The organism is Companilactobacillus sp. FL22-3 (assembly GCF_054881455.1).
Map to the genome: position 1 here is coordinate 149,750 of NZ_JBTYYZ010000003.1, position 21,717 is coordinate 171,466.

Annotated in this window: 24 protein-coding genes; 7 read left to right on the forward strand and 17 right to left on the reverse strand. The window is 36.4% G+C overall.

Annotation, left to right across the window (positions count from 1 at the left end; genetic code table 11):
• Positions 1-6: 6 nt before the first annotated feature.
• From ACYT32_RS04065 to ACYT32_RS04100, 8 genes are all read right to left on the reverse strand, one after another.
• Positions 7-1,176: a metallophosphoesterase family protein gene (locus ACYT32_RS04065; protein ID WP_395264579.1), complete on the reverse strand. Its 1,170-nt coding sequence runs from the start codon at positions 1,174-1,176 to the stop codon at positions 7-9.
• A gap of 117 nt (positions 1,177-1,293) precedes the next feature.
• Positions 1,294-1,818, reverse strand: coding sequence for a GNAT family N-acetyltransferase (locus ACYT32_RS04070; RefSeq protein WP_395264578.1), 525 nt, complete (start codon positions 1,816-1,818; stop codon positions 1,294-1,296).
• A 62-nt stretch (positions 1,819-1,880) separates the two neighbouring features.
• Positions 1,881-2,558, reverse strand: a complete 678-nt coding sequence (locus ACYT32_RS04075; RefSeq protein ID WP_395264577.1) for a hypothetical protein — start codon at positions 2,556-2,558, stop codon at positions 1,881-1,883.
• Positions 2,536-3,375 (reverse strand): ATP-binding cassette domain-containing protein, encoded by an 840-nt coding sequence (locus ACYT32_RS04080; protein ID WP_395264575.1) that lies wholly within the window; start codon positions 3,373-3,375, stop codon positions 2,536-2,538. The genes ACYT32_RS04075 and ACYT32_RS04080 overlap by 23 nt, the downstream gene beginning before the upstream one ends.
• A complete protein-coding gene (locus ACYT32_RS04085) occupies positions 3,372-3,863 on the reverse strand; it encodes a hypothetical protein (RefSeq protein ID WP_395264574.1) in 492 nt (163 codons plus the stop codon). Before ACYT32_RS04085 ends, ACYT32_RS04080 begins: the two co-directional genes overlap by 4 nt.
• A 36-nt stretch (positions 3,864-3,899) precedes the next feature.
• Positions 3,900-4,445, reverse strand: coding sequence for a DNA-3-methyladenine glycosylase I (locus ACYT32_RS04090; protein ID WP_395264572.1), 546 nt, complete (start codon positions 4,443-4,445; stop codon positions 3,900-3,902).
• 58 nt (positions 4,446-4,503) lie between these two features.
• Positions 4,504-4,995: a universal stress protein gene (locus ACYT32_RS04095; RefSeq protein WP_395264571.1), complete on the reverse strand. Its 492-nt coding sequence runs from the start codon at positions 4,993-4,995 to the stop codon at positions 4,504-4,506.
• Between the two features lie 77 nt (positions 4,996-5,072).
• Complete coding sequence (locus ACYT32_RS04100) at positions 5,073-6,185, reverse strand: glycerate kinase (protein WP_395264569.1); 1,113 nt, start codon at positions 6,183-6,185, stop codon at positions 5,073-5,075.
• A 64-nt stretch (positions 6,186-6,249) separates the two neighbouring features.
• Between ACYT32_RS04100 and ACYT32_RS04105 the strand changes: the two genes are divergently transcribed.
• Positions 6,250-7,053: a tyrosine-protein phosphatase gene (locus tag ACYT32_RS04105; protein ID WP_395264568.1), complete on the forward strand. Its 804-nt coding sequence runs from the start codon at positions 6,250-6,252 to the stop codon at positions 7,051-7,053.
• Between the two features lie 252 nt (positions 7,054-7,305).
• Here the strand turns inward: ACYT32_RS04105 and ACYT32_RS04110 are convergent, their stop codons facing one another.
• Genes ACYT32_RS04110 through ACYT32_RS04120 form a run of 3 tightly spaced genes read right to left on the reverse strand, consistent with a single transcriptional unit; the run spans position 7,306 to position 9,956 of the window.
• Positions 7,306-8,064 carry an ABC transporter ATP-binding protein gene (locus ACYT32_RS04110; protein WP_395264567.1) on the reverse strand — a complete coding sequence of 253 codons (759 nt, stop codon included), beginning with the start codon at positions 8,062-8,064 and terminating at the stop codon, positions 7,306-7,308.
• The gene (locus tag ACYT32_RS04115; RefSeq protein WP_395264566.1) at positions 8,009-8,959 is read right to left on the reverse strand and encodes an ABC transporter permease; all 951 of its coding nucleotides are present in this window, start codon (positions 8,957-8,959) and stop codon (positions 8,009-8,011) included. The genes ACYT32_RS04110 and ACYT32_RS04115 overlap by 56 nt, the downstream gene beginning before the upstream one ends.
• Before the next feature lie 25 nt (positions 8,960-8,984).
• The gene (locus ACYT32_RS04120) at positions 8,985-9,956 is read right to left on the reverse strand and encodes an ABC transporter substrate-binding protein (protein WP_395264565.1); all 972 of its coding nucleotides are present in this window, start codon (positions 9,954-9,956) and stop codon (positions 8,985-8,987) included.
• Positions 9,957-10,734: 778 nt separating this feature from the next.
• Between ACYT32_RS04120 and ACYT32_RS04125 the strand changes: the two genes are divergently transcribed.
• From ACYT32_RS04125 to ACYT32_RS04135, 3 genes are all read left to right on the forward strand, one after another.
• Positions 10,735-11,943 carry an MFS transporter gene (locus ACYT32_RS04125; protein ID WP_395264564.1) on the forward strand — a complete coding sequence of 403 codons (1,209 nt, stop codon included), beginning with the start codon at positions 10,735-10,737 and terminating at the stop codon, positions 11,941-11,943.
• 52 nt (positions 11,944-11,995) lie between these two features.
• Complete coding sequence (locus tag ACYT32_RS04130) at positions 11,996-12,385, forward strand: winged helix-turn-helix transcriptional regulator (protein ID WP_395264563.1); 390 nt, start codon at positions 11,996-11,998, stop codon at positions 12,383-12,385.
• A 168-nt stretch (positions 12,386-12,553) separates the two neighbouring features.
• Positions 12,554-13,006: a pyridoxamine 5'-phosphate oxidase gene (locus ACYT32_RS04135; protein ID WP_395264562.1), complete on the forward strand. Its 453-nt coding sequence runs from the start codon at positions 12,554-12,556 to the stop codon at positions 13,004-13,006.
• Positions 13,007-13,253: 247 nt separating this feature from the next.
• Here the strand turns inward: ACYT32_RS04135 and ACYT32_RS04140 are convergent, their stop codons facing one another.
• The 4 genes from ACYT32_RS04140 to ACYT32_RS04155 all read right to left on the reverse strand — a co-directional run bounded on the left by ACYT32_RS04140 (position 13,254) and on the right by ACYT32_RS04155 (position 18,168).
• A complete protein-coding gene (locus tag ACYT32_RS04140) occupies positions 13,254-13,439 on the reverse strand; it encodes a hypothetical protein (RefSeq protein WP_395264561.1) in 186 nt (61 codons plus the stop codon).
• 417 nt (positions 13,440-13,856) lie between these two features.
• Positions 13,857-16,208, reverse strand: a complete 2,352-nt coding sequence (locus ACYT32_RS04145; protein WP_395264560.1) for a phosphoketolase family protein — start codon at positions 16,206-16,208, stop codon at positions 13,857-13,859.
• A 100-nt stretch (positions 16,209-16,308) separates the two neighbouring features.
• Positions 16,309-17,037: a GntR family transcriptional regulator gene (locus tag ACYT32_RS04150; protein ID WP_395264559.1), complete on the reverse strand. Its 729-nt coding sequence runs from the start codon at positions 17,035-17,037 to the stop codon at positions 16,309-16,311.
• A 141-nt stretch (positions 17,038-17,178) separates the two neighbouring features.
• Positions 17,179-18,168, reverse strand: coding sequence for a choloylglycine hydrolase family protein (locus tag ACYT32_RS04155; protein ID WP_395264558.1), 990 nt, complete (start codon positions 18,166-18,168; stop codon positions 17,179-17,181).
• A 162-nt stretch (positions 18,169-18,330) separates the two neighbouring features.
• Here ACYT32_RS04155 and ACYT32_RS04160 point away from each other — a divergent pair, with 162 nt between their 5' ends.
• Positions 18,331-19,275, forward strand: coding sequence for a Dyp-type peroxidase (locus tag ACYT32_RS04160; RefSeq protein ID WP_395264557.1), 945 nt, complete (start codon positions 18,331-18,333; stop codon positions 19,273-19,275).
• Positions 19,276-19,454: 179 nt separating this feature from the next.
• On the opposite strand, the gene ACYT32_RS04165 is transcribed toward ACYT32_RS04160, so the two are convergent.
• Together ACYT32_RS04165 and ACYT32_RS04170 are read right to left on the reverse strand one after the other, a co-directional pair.
• Positions 19,455-19,628 carry a hypothetical protein gene (locus ACYT32_RS04165; protein ID WP_395264556.1) on the reverse strand — a complete coding sequence of 58 codons (174 nt, stop codon included), beginning with the start codon at positions 19,626-19,628 and terminating at the stop codon, positions 19,455-19,457.
• A gap of 63 nt (positions 19,629-19,691) precedes the next feature.
• The gene (locus tag ACYT32_RS04170) at positions 19,692-19,844 is read right to left on the reverse strand and encodes a DUF6095 family protein (protein ID WP_395264555.1); all 153 of its coding nucleotides are present in this window, start codon (positions 19,842-19,844) and stop codon (positions 19,692-19,694) included.
• Positions 19,845-20,030: 186 nt separating this feature from the next.
• On the opposite strand from ACYT32_RS04170, the gene ACYT32_RS04175 reads away from it, so the two are divergent.
• Together ACYT32_RS04175 and ACYT32_RS04180 are read left to right on the forward strand one after the other, a co-directional pair.
• Positions 20,031-21,140 (forward strand): SLC13 family permease, encoded by a 1,110-nt coding sequence (locus ACYT32_RS04175; RefSeq protein ID WP_395264553.1) that lies wholly within the window; start codon positions 20,031-20,033, stop codon positions 21,138-21,140.
• A 337-nt stretch (positions 21,141-21,477) separates the two neighbouring features.
• Positions 21,478-21,678, forward strand: coding sequence for a hypothetical protein (locus ACYT32_RS04180; RefSeq protein WP_395264551.1), 201 nt, complete (start codon positions 21,478-21,480; stop codon positions 21,676-21,678).
• Positions 21,679-21,717: the final 39 nt, after the last annotated feature.

Below are 21,717 nucleotides of genomic sequence, written 5' to 3' on the forward strand. Positions count from 1 at the left end.
TCTCCCTTATATTTCAAAACTTACATACCTTGTTGCGGCTCCGTAACCATAAATCTGTAAGCGTAATTTATTAGGATCGATATTAATGAAATACCCTGCCAATTCAGAGACTTCATTATAACGGCGATCCCACTTTTTGTTATAATCAGTCGTTAAACCGTGCTTCTTACCCATAAGGGCCGAACAATTTAATATTATATGATTAATTTCAGAAACTTTGTAGTTTTTTTCATAATGCATATGTCCACAAATATAAGTTGTTACTTTCGAGATACCAGTTGTCGAAAAATCATAACGAATATTCACGCCAAAGTCTCCAGTTAATTCATTTTTCAATTGCCCTGAAGCTTTACTATTGAATGCAACTAGTAACTGCTGTACTAAGTCACCATTAAAGTTTAACGCACTGCGTCCACTCGGACTAACAATATTGGCATGACCCATTACGACTACATGCTTATCGATCGTTCGTTCTAAAACAGTGGTTAGATCCTCCAATTGTTGCTCTCTGACTCCTCGAACTTTCTTAAAGTCATATTTTTTAGATCCATTACTAAGGATATAAGGAATATCACTCGTGTCAATAAAAATTATTCGAATATCACCTTTATCGTACCAGCCAATTTTAGAAACTGGATTCAACCGATGAATCGCCGACTGTTCAAAATCATTTTTAGTAACTAATGAATCATAGTCATCACGATGAAATGAGGCTGACTTAAAAAAGCGATGCTCGTCATACTTATCATTTTCGTCATGATTACCTTCCAAAATAAAAAATGGTGCTTTACTGGCTTGATAATTTTCTACTGCAAATTTCAAAATCCCTCGACTGATCTCTGGCTTATCACTACCATCCATCAGATCGCCTAAATGCACATTCAAGTCAACGCCGACATTATCACTAACTTTATTTGCCTCAATGATATGGCGCATACCATTAATTCCATAATAAGAAGCACTCACGACAGCCTTAGCATGAGTATCAGTTAGAACAGAAATTGTAACTGTATCGTCGGTGACATTTGGCAAAACATTATTCTGATAAACACCTTCAATATAATTAACCACAAACAGTCTCGGTTTCAATCTTCTCAAAAAGCTATCTGTCTGAGTTGAAATAAGTTCCGAAGGCTTGGGCAAAAGTGCCCGTTTCGCAATATCTGTAATCTTCAATTTACCGTTCTCCTAATATCCAAACCCTGGATATGAATATAGTAAAAAAACCATCTTAACGATGGTTAATTATGTCTCAATTATATATCAAAAATATGAAAAATAATCCAATCACGCTTACTTAAGAAGAATTTGATATGCTTTTCGATTTCCATGATCTTCTTCCATCGTAATGGTTCCTTTTTCAACAAAACCGCTATTCTCGATGATATGTTGCATGACTAAATTATCTGGATGTGTATCGATTCTGACATCGCGATAGCCAAGATAAAACGACATTGTCAATAATTGTTGAATAAGAGCTGAACTTAAATGTTCTCCTTGATGATCAGCCTCGATAGCAATTCGATGAATGACAGAATAAGTTACTTCGGAATCTTTGTCCCAAGTTCCAGAGGTCATATCTTGGTAATTTTTATCGTAGCCTTGTTGTAAAGCTGCAACACCAACGACTTCACCATTAAGCATCAATACAAAGCTGATATCTTCTTCAATATCTTGTTTTAAGATCTCATCACTAGGATAACCGCTTTGCCATTGATCAACTCCTCGATTTCGGAGAGTCTTCTTGGCACTATTGATAATTTCGATAATTCTTGGCAAGTCTTCGGGTACTGCCTGGCGTAAATAAATATTACTCATAAAATTGCCTCCTCATTTCATCAGAGTATTAAAACAGAAATACACACCAAATTGCAATAGTTTTATTTAACTTTTTTATTATTTTTATAAATAATTGAACTAATTAAAAATAGAAATAATGCGTATAAAAACGTTTGCCCAATCAATGGCCAAAGATGTAAAATATCAGACTTATTTTGCAACGTCATAATAATTTTCGACAATGGCGGCAATAACCAGCTCGCATAACTCAACACTTCAACTACATTTCCCGACAAAGATAAATAAATAAAAACTAAGACTCCTACCTGTCCAAGACTGGAATGACGGTACCACTGCGTCTTAAAGAGCGTGGCGATTCCACTGCCTAATAAGCCGACGGCAATCAATGCCAAAATCCCGACTAAGTCAAATGGTAGACTTGGATTCAAGATTAAGCTAAAAATAAATATTAAAATTCCAGAAAAAATATTTATTATTAATGCCACCAAAAATTGACTTCCAGCATCCGCCCAAGAGCTATTTATTTTTTGCTTTAAATACTTATTTTGTCGGCTGTCATTGTAATAAAGATTCATCGTAGTTAACAAAGCCAAGAAAAAAGTTCCAATCAACAAGAGACTGTATTTTTTGACTGATGAAATACCTAATAATGAATCTGCCGTCAAACCAAAAGTTAAAATTCCAAATAATAAGGTCAGATATAAGTAATTTTGGAAGAACAATTGAAAATAACTTTTAAAGAGAATTTTGATTTTCATCTTTTTGAACCCCCTTTAAGCGATAGTTAAGCTGTAACATCTTTGCTACGACTTGATCCTTCAAAGATAGAGGTATCTCTAATTCCACTTGATCATCGATGATCGAAATTACAAACTTCTCCAGCTCTTTTGGCAAAGCTACTGAGTTTCGATTGACTGCAAAGACCAACAGACGCTTTTCTTCTGAAGGTTGCACCGTTTTGACTGGGGTCAACTTTGCATCCTTTAACAAATATTGATTATCGAGAGAATTTTTGACAGTTTGAGAAAATTCCGTACTGCCAACCAATATACCAGCGCCATTTTCTTTCAAGTCTTGCATCAAACTTAACATTTTTTCAATTGTCTGCTGGCTTTGAAAGGCGAAAGGCTCATCTAGTAGCAAGATATTGGGATGACCAGCCACGGCAGCTAAAAACCCAACTCTTCGTCTCAAGCCCAGTGACAATTGACGCACAGGCGTATCTATATAAGGACTCATCCCTAAAAAGGTAATCATCCCTTGTAATTGTTCTGGTCGGACAGCTAATTTCTTGGAAAGTCGACGAATACTTTCTAAATATTTGCCAACGTTTTGATCGATCAATTGTGGGTCGAGTTGTGGTAAATAACCAATCCTACTGCCTGGCGTGTATTCGATCGTACCACTGTCAGGGACATTTTCTTGTGCAAGCGCTTCTAATAGCTGTGTTTTGCCACTGCCGCTTTCCCCACTCAAACCGATAATTTGATTTTGTGATAAAGAAAAAGCCACATGCCTAAATGCAAAGTAGCCTTCATTTTGCAATGATAAATCATTGACTTGTATTAATTTCATTTTTGCCATGCCTCGATAGCATAAGCTGCCAATCCGATCGAAAGAACGGCATCTTTAGATAGTGAGTTTCTTACATCAGCAACGATGGTATTATCGTACACTGCACCGATAACAGTAAAAGCAAAACTAACTAGGTCGATGTCAGTTTTAGCCTTGTATTCTCCGCTGGCAAATGGGTCTTCATGATTGTATGAAAAGTTAACCTCATGAGCATCTAAAGAACCATCCACATGATTTACTTGAACACGGTCATGTAGTTCGCTCAATTTGTGATCTGGACTTTGAAGTGTCAACAGATGATCTGACTCATTTTGGTAATAATCGTCTTCGGTCATCTCAAAGTAATCCTTGATAGGTTTTCTCAATACTTCCAAAGAGTCCAAAATATCGTAGACAGCTTGTGCGTCAAATTCTTGTGACTTATCTTCGATTTTACTGCGGTCTTCATAAAGCTTTTCAGCTAGTTTGCTAATAGTTTCAGAATTCATAATTATCCTCCGTCATTACTCCCATTATACTAATTTTCACTTAAAATCACAGGTATCAAGATGATCATTGATTACACCTGTTGCCTGTAAGAAAGAATAGATAATGGTTGGCCCCACGAATCGAAAGCCACGTTTCTTTAAATCTCGACTGATTCTTTGCGACAATTCGGTTTGAGCCGGCACTTCACTCATATCACTATAATGATTAATTATTGGCTTATTATCAACAAAATTCCAAATATAATCGGAAAATTTTTGATTATTCTGATGCATCGTCTGGATTATCTTAGCATTATTGATCGTCGAATCAACTTTCAAACGATTACGGATAATTCCTTCATCAGTTAACAACTCATCACGCTTGTTTTGATCAAAGGCGGCCACTTTTCTAACATCAAAGTTTTCAAAGGCCAGCTGATAATTAGAACGACGTTTGATAATCGTTGCCCATGACAACCCAGCTTGCGCCCCTTCTAAAGTCAGCATTTCAAAAAAATATCTTTCATCGTGATTGGGACGGTCCCACTCATTATCGTGATAGTCTTGCATTGCTTGTGAACTATTGGCCCATTGACATCTCATCTTATTCTCCCATAAAAAAAGCTGGCCCTCACCAGCTTTTTTAACTATCTTCTTAAAACTATTTCTTCTTTTTATCTGAAACTAATTTCTTATTATCAACATCAGTTCTGACAATAATAACATCGGTTCTGGCATTTCTTGTAACATATTCCGAAACAGAACCAACCAAGATACGAGTGACCGCATTCATACCAGTCGAGCCGATCATGATCAAGTCGTTTTCATATTCTTCAATAAACTCTTGAGAAATAACGGTCTTTGGTTCACCAAAACGCACGTGAATGTCAATGTCGTCTTCTTTAAATCCATCATCAACAGCTTCTGACTTCAACTTGTTGAGATAATTTTGAGCATCTTCGGACAGTTGATAAATAACGTCACCATTCAACATACCACCATGCAAACCAATAAATTGTTTTGTATCTAGCACTGTTAAAACGTCGATATGACCACCATTCATCTTAGCGACCGTTACCGCTTTTCTAAAGGCCATCTCTGCTTCTTTTGATCCATCTACCGGAACCAAAATTCTCTTATAATCTTGTTCCATAATTCTATCCTCCAGTGCACTTATTGAAATCCTTAATTTTAGATTAATGCATTCATTTATATTATTCAATAAAATGGCTATTTAAAAGCTAAAAGTGTCCGAATAAGTTGATTAGCGACTGACTCATAGTTTTCAAAAATAGTGATTTCATCGTCGTATTCCGTCATTTGAGTGGAAAATATTCCCGTGAATAATTGCTCGTAGTTCTGAAAATTATCAACAAAATTATTGCATAATATAAAAGTGGGTATTTTTTCTGACCCCGCTATTTGACTCAAGTGGGAAAGAATATCGTCGTAGGCTGAATCTTTTGAGACCTTTTCGGTGGCCGCAATCAGAATATCAGCCGAACGAATCGTTTCTTTCATCCCAGTCACTTTAGCGATCCACTCGAATGATGAACGTGAAATCTTCGCATCAATCATGGCAAACGCCCCTGCCAACGTCTTGATTGAATCCGAATGTGGCATCGGGTGTATATCTAAATTATACTTCTGATTCATTTTTTCGGAAATATAAACTAAATTATCTTCCAAAAAACTTTCCTGAGCTTCATTGAGATATTCCACTGTCTCACACAATTTATGCGCACTAGAGAAATTCAATAGTACAGTGATGTGAGTCCGCTTGCCCAATAAATTATAGACATCCTCTAAATCAATCCTGTGAGCGTTTATCAGTGGATTTTCTCCTTCGGGAATCAATGACCCTTCCTCATCATAAATCTTGGCACCAAGCGCTTGTAAGACCCCCAGACCACCATCCGCCACGGCAGTCTTTCCTAAACACAAGACAATATTTCTAATACCAGTGGTAACAGCATCGACAATGAACTCTCCAATACCATAACTTGTAGCATGAAACAACTGATCACGCGATTTATTTTTAGCTAAATCTACGCCAACCACTTGTTCAGAATCAATAATTGCGGTATTTTGACTATCGATCCTTGTAATTAAGTAATGCCCGTTTTGACTGTTCCAAAAGGCATCAAAATAAGGCAGATCGACCCACTGTCCGCCAATAGTGTGCTCAACTAGAGCTGGTATTCCATCTTTACTGTCCGTAACTGGCATCGTCACAATTTCAGCTCGGGGCAAGGCACGACTGATTCCACTATAGATGGCCTGCCCAATTTTTTCCGAGCTAACTTGATTGCTGTATTTTCCGGGTGCAATAATGAACTTCATAATAAGGATAACTCTTTCTTTTGTTATAATGATATATAGAAAAAAATGACCGAGGTAGATAAGAATGGCTAACGATAATGACCGTGTTTTAACTCTTGATAAAGGCGTTAATTTCCGTGAACTAGGCGGCTATCAAACGACCGATGGCAGAGTAGTAAAATATCACAAAATTTTGAGATCGGCAGGTTTGGGAGACTTGACTGATCATGACCTTAAAACTTTAAAAGACTATGGTTTGAAGATCGATGTTGATTTTCGTTCAAGACAAGAAATCGACAAAAAGCCCGATAAACGTCCAGAAGGCGTTCGTTACGTCTGGGCTCCTGTCTTCCAAGAAGATGAAACCAAAGCTTCAGAAGTGCAAAGTGAAAATTACATTCCTGAAATTGGTGGTGATCCAACCGATGGATATGAACATATGATTGAGGTTTACCGTGATATTATCACAACTGACAGCTCAAAGGCGGCTTATCGAAAATTCTTTAATCAATTATTACTAAATAAGAACGACAATGAAGTTTTACTTTTCCACTGCAGTGCTGGTAAGGACCGGACAGGTATGGGAGCGGTCTTTTTCTTGAAAGCATTAGGTGTTCCTTTTGAAACGATTAAACAAGACTATCTGTTGACTAACACCGCTAACAAAGAATTCGTCACCGATATTTTGAATCTGTTGGATTCTAAAGGCTATAAAGATCCTGATGTCATCAATTCTGTCAAAGATCTAATGACCGTTCATTATAATTACTTAGCCACAGCTTTGAATACCATCGACAAATTTTACGGCAATATGGATGCTTATATTCAAAAAGAGTTGAAAGTCAGCCCTTCAGAAATTGACTCTCTCAAGAAGATTTATCTACAATAACCTCAAATCTTCTTATTTTTTAAATATTGGCATCATACTTTCTTCACATTTAGAGCTTAATATATGTCTTGTAAGTTAAAGGAAATCAAAAAGCTTTAACTTATCCCCTATAAGATAATCTTCATATAAAAGATAGATAGTAATCCTCATTAATAAAATAACCTGATAATTAATCCATCCTTCCCCCCTGATAAATGGATTATGAAACAAGTAAAACTAGTCATCGAACTCTACTTCGATGACTGGTTTTTTTTATACAAAGGCTTGAAGCAACTGTTCTGTATCCAAATTCTGTTTCTCTTCGCCTTGAACGTCTAATTTGATCTTGCCGTCTTGAACCATTATCAAGCGATTGCCATATTTTAATGCGTCTGACATCTTATGAGTAATCATCATGGTAGTGAAATGCTGATTTTCTACAATCTCACTAGTTATATTCATGACTTCTTGACTAGTCTTTGGATCAAGAGCCGCCGTATGTTCATCTAACAACAACAATTTTGGCTGACTCAAAGTGGCCATCAGTAGCGATAAAGCTTGTCTCTGACCACCAGACAAATATTTAACTTGGGTACCAGTAAAGTTTTCCAAACCCATGTGCAAACTCTTTAATAACGTTTGATATTTCATCAAGTCCGTTTTTCGTTGATACCACTTGAGATTACTAGTCTGTGTGTGTTGTTGAGCTAAAATCAGATTTTGAAGAACTGTTAGATCGCCAGCTGTTCCCATTTTGGGGTCTTGGAAAACCCGTGACATCCATCTAGCACGATAGGCGACTGATTTTTTGGTAACATCTTGTTCAACTAGATCAATTTTTCCAGCGTCAGCCGACAAGGTCCCGGCAATGGTATTCAACAGTGTCGATTTACCAGCACCATTATTTCCAATAACTGAGACGAAATCTCCTTCATGAATATTCAAATTGATATCTTTTAAAACATGACGCTCATTATCAGTCCCGGGAAAGAATACTTTTTGCAGATGTTTCACTTGTAAAACTGTCATCATCTTGTTCCTCCATTTGTTTCAAATATTTCTTTAATTGTCGCTTCGTTTGGATGCGAGTTTGCACAATTGGCACGCAGATAACGATCACGAGAATAATGGCCGAGAGGATTTTAAGGTCATCGGCTGGAAAACCTAATCCCATGGCGATGGTTAATAATAATCGATATACGATTGCTCCTACAACCATTGCTAATAGTCGGGTGAGAATACCGTGTCCACGTAAGAAAATTTCTCCCACAAGCACTGATGCTAATCCAATCACGATCGTCCCGATCCCCATACCGATATCAGCGTAACCATTACTTTGAGCAATCAATGCTCCTGACAAAGCAATCAAGCCATTGGAGATCATGTAGCCAAAAATGACCATTTTATCTGTATTGATTCCGTTTGCTGCTGACATATGCGGATTATTACCAGTTGCCATCAGAGCTAATCCCAACCGCGTTTTGAATAACAAATATAAAATCAAGATAACAATACTTGTCACAATTATTCCTAAAACTATTGTTTGAAGTTCCAGACTCCAAGTTTGAGGTAAATATTCTGTCAAAACTTTTTGACTCAATAATGGCACGTTGGACTTTCCCATGATATGCATATTGATCGAATACAAGCCTGTCATCGTCAAAATTCCTGCCAATAGCGAAGGAATCCGTAATTTGGTATCTAAAATACCAGTGACTAATCCCGCCAGACAACCAGCTAAAAAGCCGACAAACGCTGCTACAATAGCCGAGCTTCCTTTTAACATCAGACTGACCGCTACGGCAGCCCCAAAAGGAAAACTACCCTCAGTCGTTAAATCAGGAATATCCAAGATTCTAAAAGTGATAAAAACGCCAATTGCCAGTGGCGCCCATAATAATCCTTGTCCTAAACTAGATAAAAACATGTTTCTTACCTCCACCAATTTCTAACTAAGGTTGCTTAATTTGATCAGGATCGATGCCTAATGCTTTCGCATTGTCCTTATTTACGTAAAGTCTTAAGGTATGCGAAGTTTCCACTGGCATATCTTGAGGCTTTTTCTTATTGATCAAAATTTGATAAGCCATCTTGGCTGTTTGCTTACCAAGGTCGTGATAATTAATTCCATATGTAGCCGTACCGCCATCTTCTGCCATTTCAATTGAGCCAGTTACGACTGGTAATTTAGCCTCACGAGCTTTTTTACCAACAGTTTTCATTGAACTAGCCATTAAATTGTCAGTCGGAATATAAATACCAGAAACTTTTTTGGCCATACCTGATAAAGCACTCGCAACGTCGTTAGTACTTGTGACACTGACGATATTCAATTTCAAATTATGATTTTTAGCATATTGCTTAACCATTTTGATTTGTAAAACTGAATTCTCTTCAGATGAGTTGTACAATACTCCAATTGGTTTATCGCTCTTAGTCAAAGTCGTTAATAATTTAACTTGCTTGTCGACAGGACCGAGATCCTTTGTTCCTGTAACATTTGTGCCCGGCTTTTGGTCAGTTTTAACCAAACCAGCACTCTTCAAATTGGTAACCGCTGTGACAACGATTGGAGTTGTCTTAGTCTTTTTAGCTAAAGCTTGTGCAGAAGGAGTAGCAATCCCTAAAATCAAGTCGTTTTTCTTCTGAGTCAATTGCTGCGCCATTGAATTCAAATTAGATTGATCACCTTGAGCATTTTGATAGTTGTAGTTAATTTTGATTGATTTGTCATGTGCCTTAACTTCTTTATTAAGCTCTGATTTGAAACCTTTTCTGGCTGCATCTAAGGAGCCGTGTGGTACAACTTGTAAAATTCCTACGTTCAAAGTTTGCTTATCTGATGCCGAAGCATTGTTTGAGAAACCTACCAATACTAAGGCTGCCATTGTAATTGTTAATAAAGTGATTAGTGTTTTTTTCATGAAAAATTATCCTCCCAATATATATATATGATTGTCTTTCGACAACCCCATAACACTTTCTATGCGACAAGTCGCTAAACCCTCGGATTACGGTTGTCTTTCGACAACCCCATAACACTTTCTATGCGACAAGTCGCTAAACCCTCGGATTACGGTTGTCTTTCGACAACCCCATAACACTTTCTAAACGACTTAGTCGCTAAATTCTCGGATTACGGTTGTCTTTCGACAACCCCATAACACTTTCTAAGCGACATAGTCGCTAAGAAAGTGTAAAAAAAAACCAGCTAGATTCGGATAGGAATCTAACTGGTTTAATTAATTGGGCCCAAATAATTTTTCTCCAGATAGATTCAACCCTGTATCTATCTGGCTTCAAAAGACATGTTTAAAAGCTTTAGCCAATCGATAGATACGAACACGTACGCGTCCGTACCCAAACGTTGGATACAAACGCTATCTAAAGAAAAAGCTAAAGGCAAATTGACTATTCAAATGTGAGTTAAGATTATTACTTGTTTTCATAATAAAGTTCCTCTTTCGTTTTCAATTTACAGTTATTAGTAAAGCACGCTTATATTAATAAGTCAATAATATTATTAAATATTATTTAATCTAATAAATCATTATTTCCCTTTTACCTTTATTCAATTCTTTAACACAGCTTATAGGTACTTTTTTGTCCCTACCGCACTTTAAAGTACGTAATTGTTTTATAATCCCAACCCCATATAATGTGATACACATAATCAAATATTACCTAAGGGGTGAAAATAATATGAACAAGAAAGTATCACCAAATTGGATTCTTTTGTCATTAGCTATCAGTGCTTTTGCCATTGGATCAACAGAATTTATCAGTGTCGGAATTATGCCACTACTAACTAAAACTTTTGGCATTTCTATTTCCGAAGGTGGCCTAACAGTGTCCATCTATGCGATGGGTATCATGTTCGGCGCACCAATCTTAGCCTTAGTTACTAATCGTTGGAACCGCAAAAAATTATTGATTGGTATCATGATCAGTTTCGTGCTTGGAAATATCCTAGCTGCCCTAGCTCCAACTTTTGCCATCCTTCTGATTGGTCGAGTGATCGCTGCTTTGTCACACGGTATTTTTATGACTATTGCTTCACTAATTGCTGCTGATGTCGTTGCACCTAATAAACGTGCTTCAGCAATTGCAGTTATGTTTACTGGCTTGACTGTCGCTACAATCACCGGTGTTCCGATTGGAACTTTCATTGGACAAACTTTTGGTTGGAGAATGTCCTTCGTCTTCTTGATCGTACTTGGATTGATCGGTTTGATCAGTAACACAATTTTAGTACCAAATGAATTACCATTGCCAAAACCAACTAGTGTCAAGGGTATTTGGAAGATTGTTAAGCAACCACAATTACTTTTGATTTTGATCATCACAGCTTTAGGTTATGGAGCAACTTTCCCAGTTTACACTTACCTAACAACAATTTTAAATAAGAATATGGGTTGGTCACAGAGTGCCATTGTCATCATCCTTATTTTCTACGGAATTGCTGTCGCTATTGGTAATACTTTAGGTGGTCGTTGGGCTAACAACAATCCGCTTCGTGCTTTGATGAAAATGTTGATTGGTCTAGGTGTTGCCTTGGTTGTAATGCGTGTGACGATCAATCTTCATTTTCTTGGCTTGATTGCTGTCTTGTTGATGGGGCTTTTTGCTTTTATGAATGTGCCTGGACTACAACTTTATATCGTGCAATTGGCAGAAAAATATACGCCAAATGAAGTTCCTTTGGCATCAGCTTTAAATATTTCCGCCTTTAACGTTGGTATCACCTTTGCTTCAACCGCCGGTGGAATTGCTGTTTCACATAATCAAATTTTAAATACACCTTTCATCGGTATTATTATGCTGATTATCGGAATAGTTTTAATTTGGATTCTAATGAGAATGGAAAGTTCATCTGTTCGTTCAAAAGATTTAAATTTAGAAAATTGCTAAGACTAATTAGTGATGTTAAGATACATTTACTGGATAGAGAGGATGACTAGTGATGAAACAGGCAATTTATAATATCGGTGTTGAAAATACCATGAGAATTATCGGCGGCAAGTGGAAACCTATCATTCTCTGTCATTTAAAGCATGGCAAGATGCGTACTGGTGAATTACGTCGTGCTATTCCTAACATCACTCAAAAAATGTTGACCCAACAACTACGCGAATTGGAAGACGACGGCATTGTTGCTCGTAAAGTGTACAATCAGATTCCTCCAAAAGTTGAATACTCATTAACTGAATACGGTCATTCATTGAATAAGATCTTGGAAGCCCTCTGTGTTTGGGGTGAAAATGATATCGATCGACGTAAAGAAAATGGCGAAAATATTATTCTTCTCAACAGAGAAGATGTTGAAAATGATGCTTTGCCATATGCGGATTAGAAACTTTAACGACAAGATTTCTCTTAAGAGTCAGTATAAATAAAGCAAAAATAATAAACCATATCAACTGGAAAAACTAAGTTGGTATGGTTTATTTTTATTTACATATAAAATAATTTGAACAATCCTAATGTATAATATAGCCATCAAACAAACTGGAGGTTTTTTATGAATCAACCAGATACTCATTCCATCCAATTACTACAAAAAATTTATAAAACTTCTGACAAGATTGCTATCAGTACTGCATTAAATGGGCAAGCCGATGTGCGAATAGTTAATTACATTTGGTTTCCTGACACTCCCAATAAGCTTTATTTTTCTTCAGTTAAAGGCACCACCGCTCTCAAACTATACCAAGATGGAGCCGATATTGCCTTTATTACTATTCCTCATGATGATACGCCATACAATCCTTTTGTCAGGGCTAAGGCAGTTAAAGCAGTCCCTTCTTCAAAAAATATGATTGATTTATTGCCACGTTACCTCGAACTAATACCTAATTATCAAAATACGTGGGACGCAATCGGACCTTCCCTGCAAGTTTACGAAATTATTCTGCAGAACATCCATGTTGATGCTGGAATTGGACAGGAAAAAATCGATATTAGTTTTAATTAATTTAAAAATACGTTTGGAAATTAAAAATGATCTCAACTAAATCATAAATTTAGTGAGATCATTTTTTATTGACTTGAATTTTCAATTCAACTGTAACTTCATCCACCGGTACAAATTCCTTGGTGTCTAACAGATAATAATCCTGCCCATTAATATGAGCTAGTTTATCAACTTTCCAAGTTGTATTTGCTGTTAAAGCTCGATTAAAAATATCGAGGTCTTACTAAATGAATTTATAACTGAATGATTAATCAATAAATGTAAATGTATGTGTTTTTGAAATTTTGTCTTCTGAGTAAACAGCTAAGACGATTGCAACAATTGCAACTACTGGAATGATGTATCGACTTTGCAAGACGAATAACATCATCAAAAATATGGCCACGACCGCCATTAGTGCTACTTTCATGAATTTTACGTTTCTTGTTGTCATATCATCCACCCCTTAGTGTTTTCTCTTTTTCCAAAGATGATATTACCATGTTAGAAAGCCTTTAACAACCCGTCAGAACTGGGATTGGAGGTTGTTGGAGGCACTTCAATTTTTATTCTAATAATCATCGATTGAGTCTTAAAATGTATTAAAAGAAAAGTTCTACTGCCAGTAGTATTTTCAATATCGTTCAAATTTTTGTTAAATTATTCTAAGAGATTCTTAAAATGAAACTTATTCAATTATTTTTAAACTTATTTACTTGATAAACCCCGATATAACGCCATTCAAAGACACTTGTTTATGATATGTGAACACTAAATCGACATCTGTCACTAATAAGTTTTCTAATAATAAATGTAATTGAAGTTTGACATCAAAAAAAAAAGCCCTCCCAAAGGAGAGCTCTTTAAACGATTATTCCCATGTCCAGTTCTTTACTTCTGGTAAATCGTCTCCGTATTCACGGATGTACTTGTTATGTTTATCAACTTCAGCTTCCATTTCATCAGCAAAGTCACTTGCTCCATCACCTTCAACAGCAACGGCAGCTTCTTCTGCCAAGTGGAATCTATCCATTTCATTAACTACACGCATGTCGAATGGTGTAGTGATATCACCATTTTCACGGTAACCATGAACATAAAGATTGTGGTTATCACGGTCAAAGAAGATTTCCTTAATGATATCTTCAAAACCATGGAATGCGAACAAGACTGGTTTATCAACTGTAAAGATTTCGTTGAATTCAGAATCAGTTAGGCCACGAGGATCAACTTCTGGTGATCTCAACTTCAATAAGTCAACCACGTTGACGAATCTGATCTTGAGTTCTGGTTTTTCTTTTCTAAGAATACTAATAGCAGCTAAAGCTTCAAGGTTTGGTTCAGTACCCGCAGCGGCAATGACAATGTCGGGATCGCCATTATCGTTGGAAGCCCAATCGATCACCTTTAGACCTTTTTCAGCTAATTCTTGGCCTTCTTCAATGGTATAGAATTGTGGTCTCAATTGTTTTGAAGTAACCAATAAATTGATCTTTTCTTGGTCGTCCAAAACTTTAGGCATAACAGCCAACAATGAATTTGTATCAGCTGGGAAGTATTCACGGATATATTCAGGCTTCTTTTCAGCCAAGTGAGTAATGATACCTGGGTCTTGGTGAGTGTAACCATTATGATCTTGTTGGAAAGCTGTTGAAGTAGCAATAACGTTTAGTGATGGATATTTGTTTCTCCAACTTAATTCGTTAGCTTTTCTCAGCCACTTGAAGTGTTGGGTCAACATTGAATCGACAACTCTCAAGAAAGATTCGTAACTAGCAAAGATACCGTGACGACCTGTCAAAGTATAACCTTCATTAAATCCTTCAGCTTGATGCTCTGAAAGTTGCGAATCAATGATACGTCCTGCTGGTGCTTCATATTGGTCAGCGGGTTCGTGAACGGGTTCCATCCATTGACGAGGTGAAGCTTCAAATGCACCATAGAGACGATTTGACATTGTTTCATCAGGACCAAACAATCTGAAATTATCAGGATTTTGCTTGATAACATCTTCCAAATATTTACTTAGTTCGATCATATCTTGAGCAATTTTTTCACCACGCTTATCAAACTTCAAAGCATAGTTCTTATAGTCAGGCAATTTAAGTGGTTTAGGATCAACTCCACCATTAACCATTGGGTTCATAGCCATTCTGCTTTGACCTTTAGGAGTAATGGCAGCAATGTCGCTCTTCAAAGTACCGTTTTCATCAAATAATTCGTCTGGTTTGTATGATTCCATCCAATCAACTAGTTTATCGATGTGTTGCATATCATTTTGGTCAACTGGAATTGGAATTTGGTGAGCTCTAAATGAACCTTCGATTGGTTCACCGTCCCAAGTCTTAGGACCAGTCCAGCCTTTAGGAGCACGGAAGATGATTACTGGCCACTTAGGCATTTTAGCTTCAGAAGCTGGATGCTTTCTAGCTTCTGCTTGAATCGACTTGATCTTTTCAATGGCAATATCAAGTGTCTTAGCCATTTCTGGATGCATCTTTTCAGGATCGTCGCCTTCAACAAACATAGGATCCCAACCCATACCTTCAAAGTACTTAGTCAAGTCTTCGTCACTCTTACGTGACAAAATAGTTGGGTTAGAGATCTTGAAGCCGTTTAAGTTTAGAATTGGCAATACTGCACCATCATTAACTGGGTTAATGAAGACATTTGAGAACCAAGAAGCTGCCAATGGGCCAGTTTCTGATTCACCATCACCAACTACAACTGCTGCAATTTCGTCAGGGTTATCAAGGATTGCACCCACACCATGTGATAGAGAATAACCTAATTCTCCACCTTCATGCATTGAACCAGGAGTTTCAGGGGCAGCATGTGAAGCCACACCACCTGGGAATGAAAATTGTTTGAACAATCTTTGCATACCTTTTGTATCTTGAGTAATTTCTGGATAAATTTCAGTGTAACTGCCATCAAGGTAAGAATTTGAAACCATTACTTGCCCACCATGACCTGGGCCTTCAATATAAAACATCTTAAGGCCATACTTGTTGATTGCACGATTCAAATGGGCGTAAATAAAGTTTTGGCCTGCAATAGTTCCCCAGTGTCCGATTGGGTGGACCTTAACATCCTCAGGCTTAACTTCACGTCTTAATAAAGGATTATCTTTTAAGTAAAGTTGACCAACAGAAATATAGTTTGCTGCTCGCCAATATTTATCGACTAAATTTAAATATTCTTTTGATGAGTAATCTGTCATTACCAGCACACTCCTTACGTATTTACATGCATATAATAACGGGAATATTGTTAAAAGTCAACCATTTAATAAAGTGGTGCGTTCCAATTATTGAAAACTCTTACTTACTTGCTAAATCAACAAATGAATCATATTTGAAATATTTATAATGTAGCTTCATTGTCGAGAATTCAAATGGGGTTCCATCATCTAGGAAGAAAATTCCTTCCATCAAACCAACTGGTTCATTGTCAGCTAAATTCAAGAGCTGCTTGCTTTCAGTATCTGAAGGTTCAGCCGCAATCGTCAAATAAGTTTTGTTGACTTCTTTTCCCAACTCTGATTCTACATAATTAAAGATAGATTCGGAAGCAATTTGTTCAGACAACTCGGGAGCTAACTTGATGGGAATATATCCAGTTTCGATCATAAAAGGGACGTCATCCAGCAGCCGCAAACGTTTAAAGGCATAAACGAACTCTGAAGGTTTTAAGAACAAATTGTCTTGCAGATCCTTGTCAGGGTGAACGACATCAAAACTCAATACTTGAACACCTGGCTTTTGACCATTAGCGTTGAAGCTGTCAGTGATGCCAAGATTTTTGCCACTATAATTAAATGATGAACCTTGCTTTAAATAGAGTGGATTAACAAAGGTGCCTGAACCTCTTTTTTTAAAAATAATCCCTTGATCGGCCATCAATCCTAGAGCACGTTTAATCGAGCTACGGCTAACGCTATAACTTTCAGCTAAAGACCTTTCGTCTGGCAAGCGCATATCCGCAAATTCGCCAGCATCGATTGCTTGTTTCAGTGATGTGATAATTTTTTGATAAACTAAATCAGCCATTATTCTTCCTCGTTTCATAAATTGGGACGAACCAATTACCTACTTGGTAATTATCTCTCTATTCTGGTATATCTTATAACAGAATCAAATTAGATACCAAAAAAATAGTGGTACCTTATCTTAGGCACCACTATTGGTTTATTAATTTAAAGCTGTAACTGCTTGGTCTAAAGCCACTTTGAATTCTTTTGGTTCTTTTTGGTTTTTGATCAAATCATCTGTCATCTTTGTTGCATAAACAGTGCGATTACCATAAGGAACAAAGTACATCACTTTGTTAGTCAAATCGAGTACTGTTTGATATTGCGTATAGCTAGGCTTGCCATCTTCCTTGATGTTGACGCCACGAGGAATAGTTACACTGTCCAACATGTGCAAAATCGTATTGACAGCTTGTTTAGCATCTTTAGGAGTTTCCGTCACATTACGAATGAAGGCCGTTCTAACAAAACGATCAACTGCTGTGAAACCACCAGGTAATCTGAAAGTACCGTTAGATCCTTGAGGAATTACTTCTTCATCCCCAAATTTCTTAGCGTCAAAGCCAGTTGTCTGTGTACCTAAATAATTAGAAAGATTCATCTTGTGCCAATCATAATCTGGTGTATTAGTCATCACACCAACTTTATCTTCTTCAAGCACCAAACCATTGCCTTCTGGTTCAAGAATATAAGTTGCCCCAGTAGCATCACTAAAAATAAAATGTAGCGGTTGATTTTCTCCCATTACTCCGGCATCAGATTCAATCAGGCGTACATCTTTTAAATTTTGACGCAATTCTTCGATATTCTTATTATTACCCAACGCCCAGAGAATGAATTCTTCAGCTACTAGATTCATCTTGCCTTCAGTTGGCTGTTCATCATATTTAGCTGCGTTGGCAAAATAAAGCTCGGCAGCTGACAAACCATACTCGTTGAAACCATCGGCTACCATATAGTTGTTACCATATTTAGCCCCTGTTCCCATGATGGCATAATCAGTTGTATAAGCTTTTTGATCAAACGAGGATATCCACTTATAGTTCTCTGGCAAAAAAGTAGGTTGACCGTTTAATTCAAAGGCAAAATCCATCGTTCTTGCCAAAAATTTGGAGCCATCTAAAGCTCCCAGACTAAGACTCGTGCACATAAATTGTACTTCCTTTCAAAGTTTCCCATTGTTAACTATAATTTTAATTATTCTCTAAATTTGAATCATAATCAAGAATTTTTGTTTACAGATTTTAATTATAAAATAATTCTCGTTATGTGATACAGTAAATGTATAAACAGATATGCTGGAGGAAAATTCATGACTGTAGACATTAAAAAAGCCCAAGACGTTTATAAAGACGCCGGTGAAAGTGTTGTCTTTGCAACCTTGATGTTGAATCGTTTGGACCAAAAGAGTGAAAAAGAAGCCATTGCTGACTTCTCTGATTTATCAAATTCAATTATTAATAGCATGCGTATCCGTGATCCTGAAGCTCAAGCTCATATCGCCTGGGGTTTTGGATCGGATGCTTGGGATTATCTTTTCCCCGATGCCCCCAAACCTAAGCAATTAGATACCTTTAAAGAGATCAAAGGGCCTAAGTACACTGCTGTTTCTACTCCTGGAGATATCTTCATTCATGTGCGGGCAAAAAATATGGCCGTCTGTTATGAATTGATGGATCAATTTATGGGTATTTTGCGCCCTATTACTTCAGTAGAAGACGAGACCCATGGTTTCAGATACTTAGAGGGCCGCGCTATCATTGGTTTTATTGATGGAACCGAAAATCCTGCCGGAGTCGAATCCATGGATTACACTTTAATTGATGAAGATCAAGACCCTGAATTCGTCAACGGCTCATATGCCTTTGCCCAAAAATACAATCACAACATGGACGCTTGGAAGGCTCTGTCAACAGATGATCAAGAGCGTGCCATCGGACGTCACAAATTCTCAGATCGTGAATTGGAAGACGATGAAAAACTACCTAATGCCCACAATGTCGTTTCTAAAGATATGAAAGATGACGTTGAACACAAAATTGTTAGAATGAACGTACCTTTTTCTGACCCAGCTAAGAACTTGACTGGAACTTATTTCATTGCTTATACCAAAGACTTCTCTATTACTGAAAGAATGCTGGAGGGAATGTTTACTAAGAGTGACCGCCTACTAGATTTCAGTACACCTGTCAGCGGAACATTATTCTTCATTCCTTCCAAAGATACTTTGGACAAAATCGTTGATGGTGTTTATTAGATGTTTCTTGTGAAACAATTGTTTCATGATTTAAAAAGAACGTACGCTCTGAAATTCAGAGAGTACGTTCTTTTAATTTAAGTTTATTTTTAAAGGTTTTGAACCCACTTGCCGTGACAAATAATAAAGCTGAAACAAAAAACATCTTAACAACTTTTTTCATTTTCAACAGGCCTAACTTATTTATTTAATCTCCATAAATCTTTGACAAACATAAGCGATATTATAACCATTAAAAAGCCTGAAACGGCTAAAAAAACTCTTCCCACAATAAAGCTAGGATCAACTGTCATCTCGACAATACTAACTATCATGGAAACTAATACCAATAGAGATGTACGCTTAAATATCATAGCAATCCCCTCCACTCATTGACTAGGAAGATTATACCAAGTTTCGATAATTTTGTACTACTATTATTTTGGAAAGATAACAAATATCGCTGCAAAAAAGATAACGACACCAATCGTAAGCGTTAAATAATAGATCAATTCTTGTTTAGCTTTAAAGGATACACTGATGATGGCAATTCCTAAGATGAACATTAAGATAGAAATAATTACATTCATTTATAACTCTCCCTTGTGTTGCTATTTATTATACATAGGTTACAATACATTAGTCTCTTTATATAAAAAAATCTAAAAAAAATTACTTTGAAAAATTAATTTGGTCTTTTTTGTATAATTATCTTTTTTAACCACACTTTTATCTTTATACTAGAATAAGTACTTCTTATTTGTAGGGGAAACGTAATGGCTGTATTAAAACGTGTATTTTCAGATAAGGTGTTATGGATTGCTGGTGCCGCAGCGATTTTGACATCGATCTTCATTAGTCCGCCACAAATGGCAGATATTAATTGGAAGACATTAGCATCGATTTTATCTATGATGATTATAATCCAAATTTACGATTATTTGGATTTCTTAAAGTATTATGCGGCATACATGATCCACAAAGCTAGTACCACTAGGCAAATGATGTTTATGTTAGCGTCACTAGCCTTTTTCGGAGCTATGTTTTTAACGAACGATGTGACAATTTTAACTTTAGTTCCTCTGTTCTATCAACTATCCAAACATATAAAAATTAATCCGATTTTTCCTGTAATAATTATCGCCATGGCCGCCAACTTGGGTAGTATCTTTACTCCATTTGGCAATACTCACAATTTGTTCTTGCTGTCGCATTTTAATTTAGGTATCAAACAATTCTTTATTATGTCGACTCCCATTACAATCGTGACCTTCATCGCGGTCTTTCTAATTACTAGATTCTTTCCTAAAGATCCGATTCAACTGACGGAATTGCCTGCTGTTGAATTAAATATTCCTAGCTTATCGTTGACTGTAGCGGTAACTATCATTATCTTCCTAGGAATCTTTTCAGTTATCCCTATGTGGGGTTCATTGATTGCAGCAATTTTGTTAGTGATTTTCATTAATCCTCGTATTCTTAAGTCAGTTGATTATTCGATTGTTTTAATTTTTATGTGTTTTTTCATTGCTGTCGGCAATATCAATCGTGAACCAGCGATTGTTAATAACTTACATCAATTTTTGCAAACAAGAACTAGCACTTATTTAACTTCAATCATTACTAGTCAATTTATCAGTAACGTACCTACGACAATCTTAGTTTCCAAGTTCTCAAAGTACGTTCACGCCATCTTCTTAGGTACCAATATCGGTGGTTTGGGTACTGTGGTTGGATCATTAGCTAATTTATTAGCTTTTAAACAATATCGCTTCTTCTTCAAGAAAGATCCAGACAAATATTTGCTCTACTTTACAATTATTAACTTCACGATGTTAATAATTATCGGTACCATCGGCTTCTTCCTAATTGATTTTGGACTTTAAAAAGCTGATATCATTGACACTTGATCAATCAAAGATCCCAGTAGATCAACCATGCTTGATGGTTAATTCTACTGGGATCTTTTACTTTTCTATAAGCAGTAAATATTCTTTGCATTCATTAATTACAATATTTTCAAAAACGCCAATCAAGAATTCACTTGAAGTGCAAGACAAAATTGAATAATCAATTTTAAAGAATTTAGGGATGATATAAATAGACCTTAACGTTTAAGATTCTTAAATGTCATTACAGGATATTTTCCTAGTTTCTTCTTTTATAAGAGATATACTAAATGTAATTATAAATTTTAAACGCATTAATCATATGGAGGGTATAATGTCTCTTTTAAAAAAATATAACTTTAACAAAAAATTTTATAAAACGCTTCAATTTTGGATTGGAATATTGTTTATACCTGGTTGTATAAATGATTTATTCCTTCATCATGACTTCTCTCTCGCGTCTTGGGGGACTCTGCTGGTTACCTTTATGCTTTTATTTGATGCTTTTCTTCAAAAAGAAAAACAACATGGATAAATATAAAGATTTATATATATGTGGAAAATAGTTGGTTTA

Excerpts from the sequence above, each read along its gene's own strand:
- ACYT32_RS04085 (WP_395264574.1), bottom strand. The coding sequence starts at position 3,863 with ATGAATTCTGAAACTATTAGCAAACTAGCTGAAAAGCTTTATGAAGAC.
- ACYT32_RS04075 (WP_395264577.1), bottom strand. The coding sequence starts at position 2,558 with ATGAAAATCAAAATTCTCTTTAAAAGTTATTTTCAATTGTTCTTCCAA.
- ACYT32_RS04090 (WP_395264572.1), bottom strand. The coding sequence starts at position 4,445 with ATGAGATGTCAATGGGCCAATAGTTCACAAGCAATGCAAGACTATCAC.
- ACYT32_RS04145 (WP_395264560.1), bottom strand. The coding sequence starts at position 16,208 with ATGACAGATTACTCATCAAAAGAATATTTAAATTTAGTCGATAAATAT.
- ACYT32_RS04110 (WP_395264567.1), bottom strand. The coding sequence starts at position 8,064 with ATGATGACAGTTTTACAAGTGAAACATCTGCAAAAAGTATTCTTTCCC.
- ACYT32_RS04140 (WP_395264561.1), bottom strand. The coding sequence starts at position 13,439 with ATGACAACAAGAAACGTAAAATTCATGAAAGTAGCACTAATGGCGGTC.
- ACYT32_RS04115 (WP_395264566.1), bottom strand. The coding sequence starts at position 8,959 with ATGTTTTTATCTAGTTTAGGACAAGGATTATTATGGGCGCCACTGGCA.
- ACYT32_RS04150 (WP_395264559.1), bottom strand. The coding sequence starts at position 17,037 with ATGGCTGATTTAGTTTATCAAAAAATTATCACATCACTGAAACAAGCA.
- ACYT32_RS04135 (WP_395264562.1), top strand. The coding sequence starts at position 12,554 with ATGAATCAACCAGATACTCATTCCATCCAATTACTACAAAAAATTTAT.
- ACYT32_RS04120 (WP_395264565.1), bottom strand. The coding sequence starts at position 9,956 with ATGAAAAAAACACTAATCACTTTATTAACAATTACAATGGCAGCCTTA.
- ACYT32_RS04080 (WP_395264575.1), bottom strand. The coding sequence starts at position 3,375 with ATGAAATTAATACAAGTCAATGATTTATCATTGCAAAATGAAGGCTAC.
- ACYT32_RS04130 (WP_395264563.1), top strand. The coding sequence starts at position 11,996 with ATGAAACAGGCAATTTATAATATCGGTGTTGAAAATACCATGAGAATT.
- ACYT32_RS04165 (WP_395264556.1), bottom strand. The coding sequence starts at position 19,628 with ATGATATTTAAGCGTACATCTCTATTGGTATTAGTTTCCATGATAGTT.
- ACYT32_RS04125 (WP_395264564.1), top strand. The coding sequence starts at position 10,735 with ATGAACAAGAAAGTATCACCAAATTGGATTCTTTTGTCATTAGCTATC.
- ACYT32_RS04070 (WP_395264578.1), bottom strand. The coding sequence starts at position 1,818 with ATGAGTAATATTTATTTACGCCAGGCAGTACCCGAAGACTTGCCAAGA.
- ACYT32_RS04105 (WP_395264568.1), top strand. The coding sequence starts at position 6,250 with ATGGCTAACGATAATGACCGTGTTTTAACTCTTGATAAAGGCGTTAAT.
- ACYT32_RS04170 (WP_395264555.1), bottom strand. The coding sequence starts at position 19,844 with ATGAATGTAATTATTTCTATCTTAATGTTCATCTTAGGAATTGCCATC.
- ACYT32_RS04180 (WP_395264551.1), top strand. The coding sequence starts at position 21,478 with ATGTCTCTTTTAAAAAAATATAACTTTAACAAAAAATTTTATAAAACG.
- ACYT32_RS04155 (WP_395264558.1), bottom strand. The coding sequence starts at position 18,168 with ATGTGCACGAGTCTTAGTCTGGGAGCTTTAGATGGCTCCAAATTTTTG.
- ACYT32_RS04160 (WP_395264557.1), top strand. The coding sequence starts at position 18,331 with ATGACTGTAGACATTAAAAAAGCCCAAGACGTTTATAAAGACGCCGGT.
- ACYT32_RS04175 (WP_395264553.1), top strand. The coding sequence starts at position 20,031 with ATGGCTGTATTAAAACGTGTATTTTCAGATAAGGTGTTATGGATTGCT.
- ACYT32_RS04100 (WP_395264569.1), bottom strand. The coding sequence starts at position 6,185 with ATGAAGTTCATTATTGCACCCGGAAAATACAGCAATCAAGTTAGCTCG.
- ACYT32_RS04095 (WP_395264571.1), bottom strand. The coding sequence starts at position 4,995 with ATGGAACAAGATTATAAGAGAATTTTGGTTCCGGTAGATGGATCAAAA.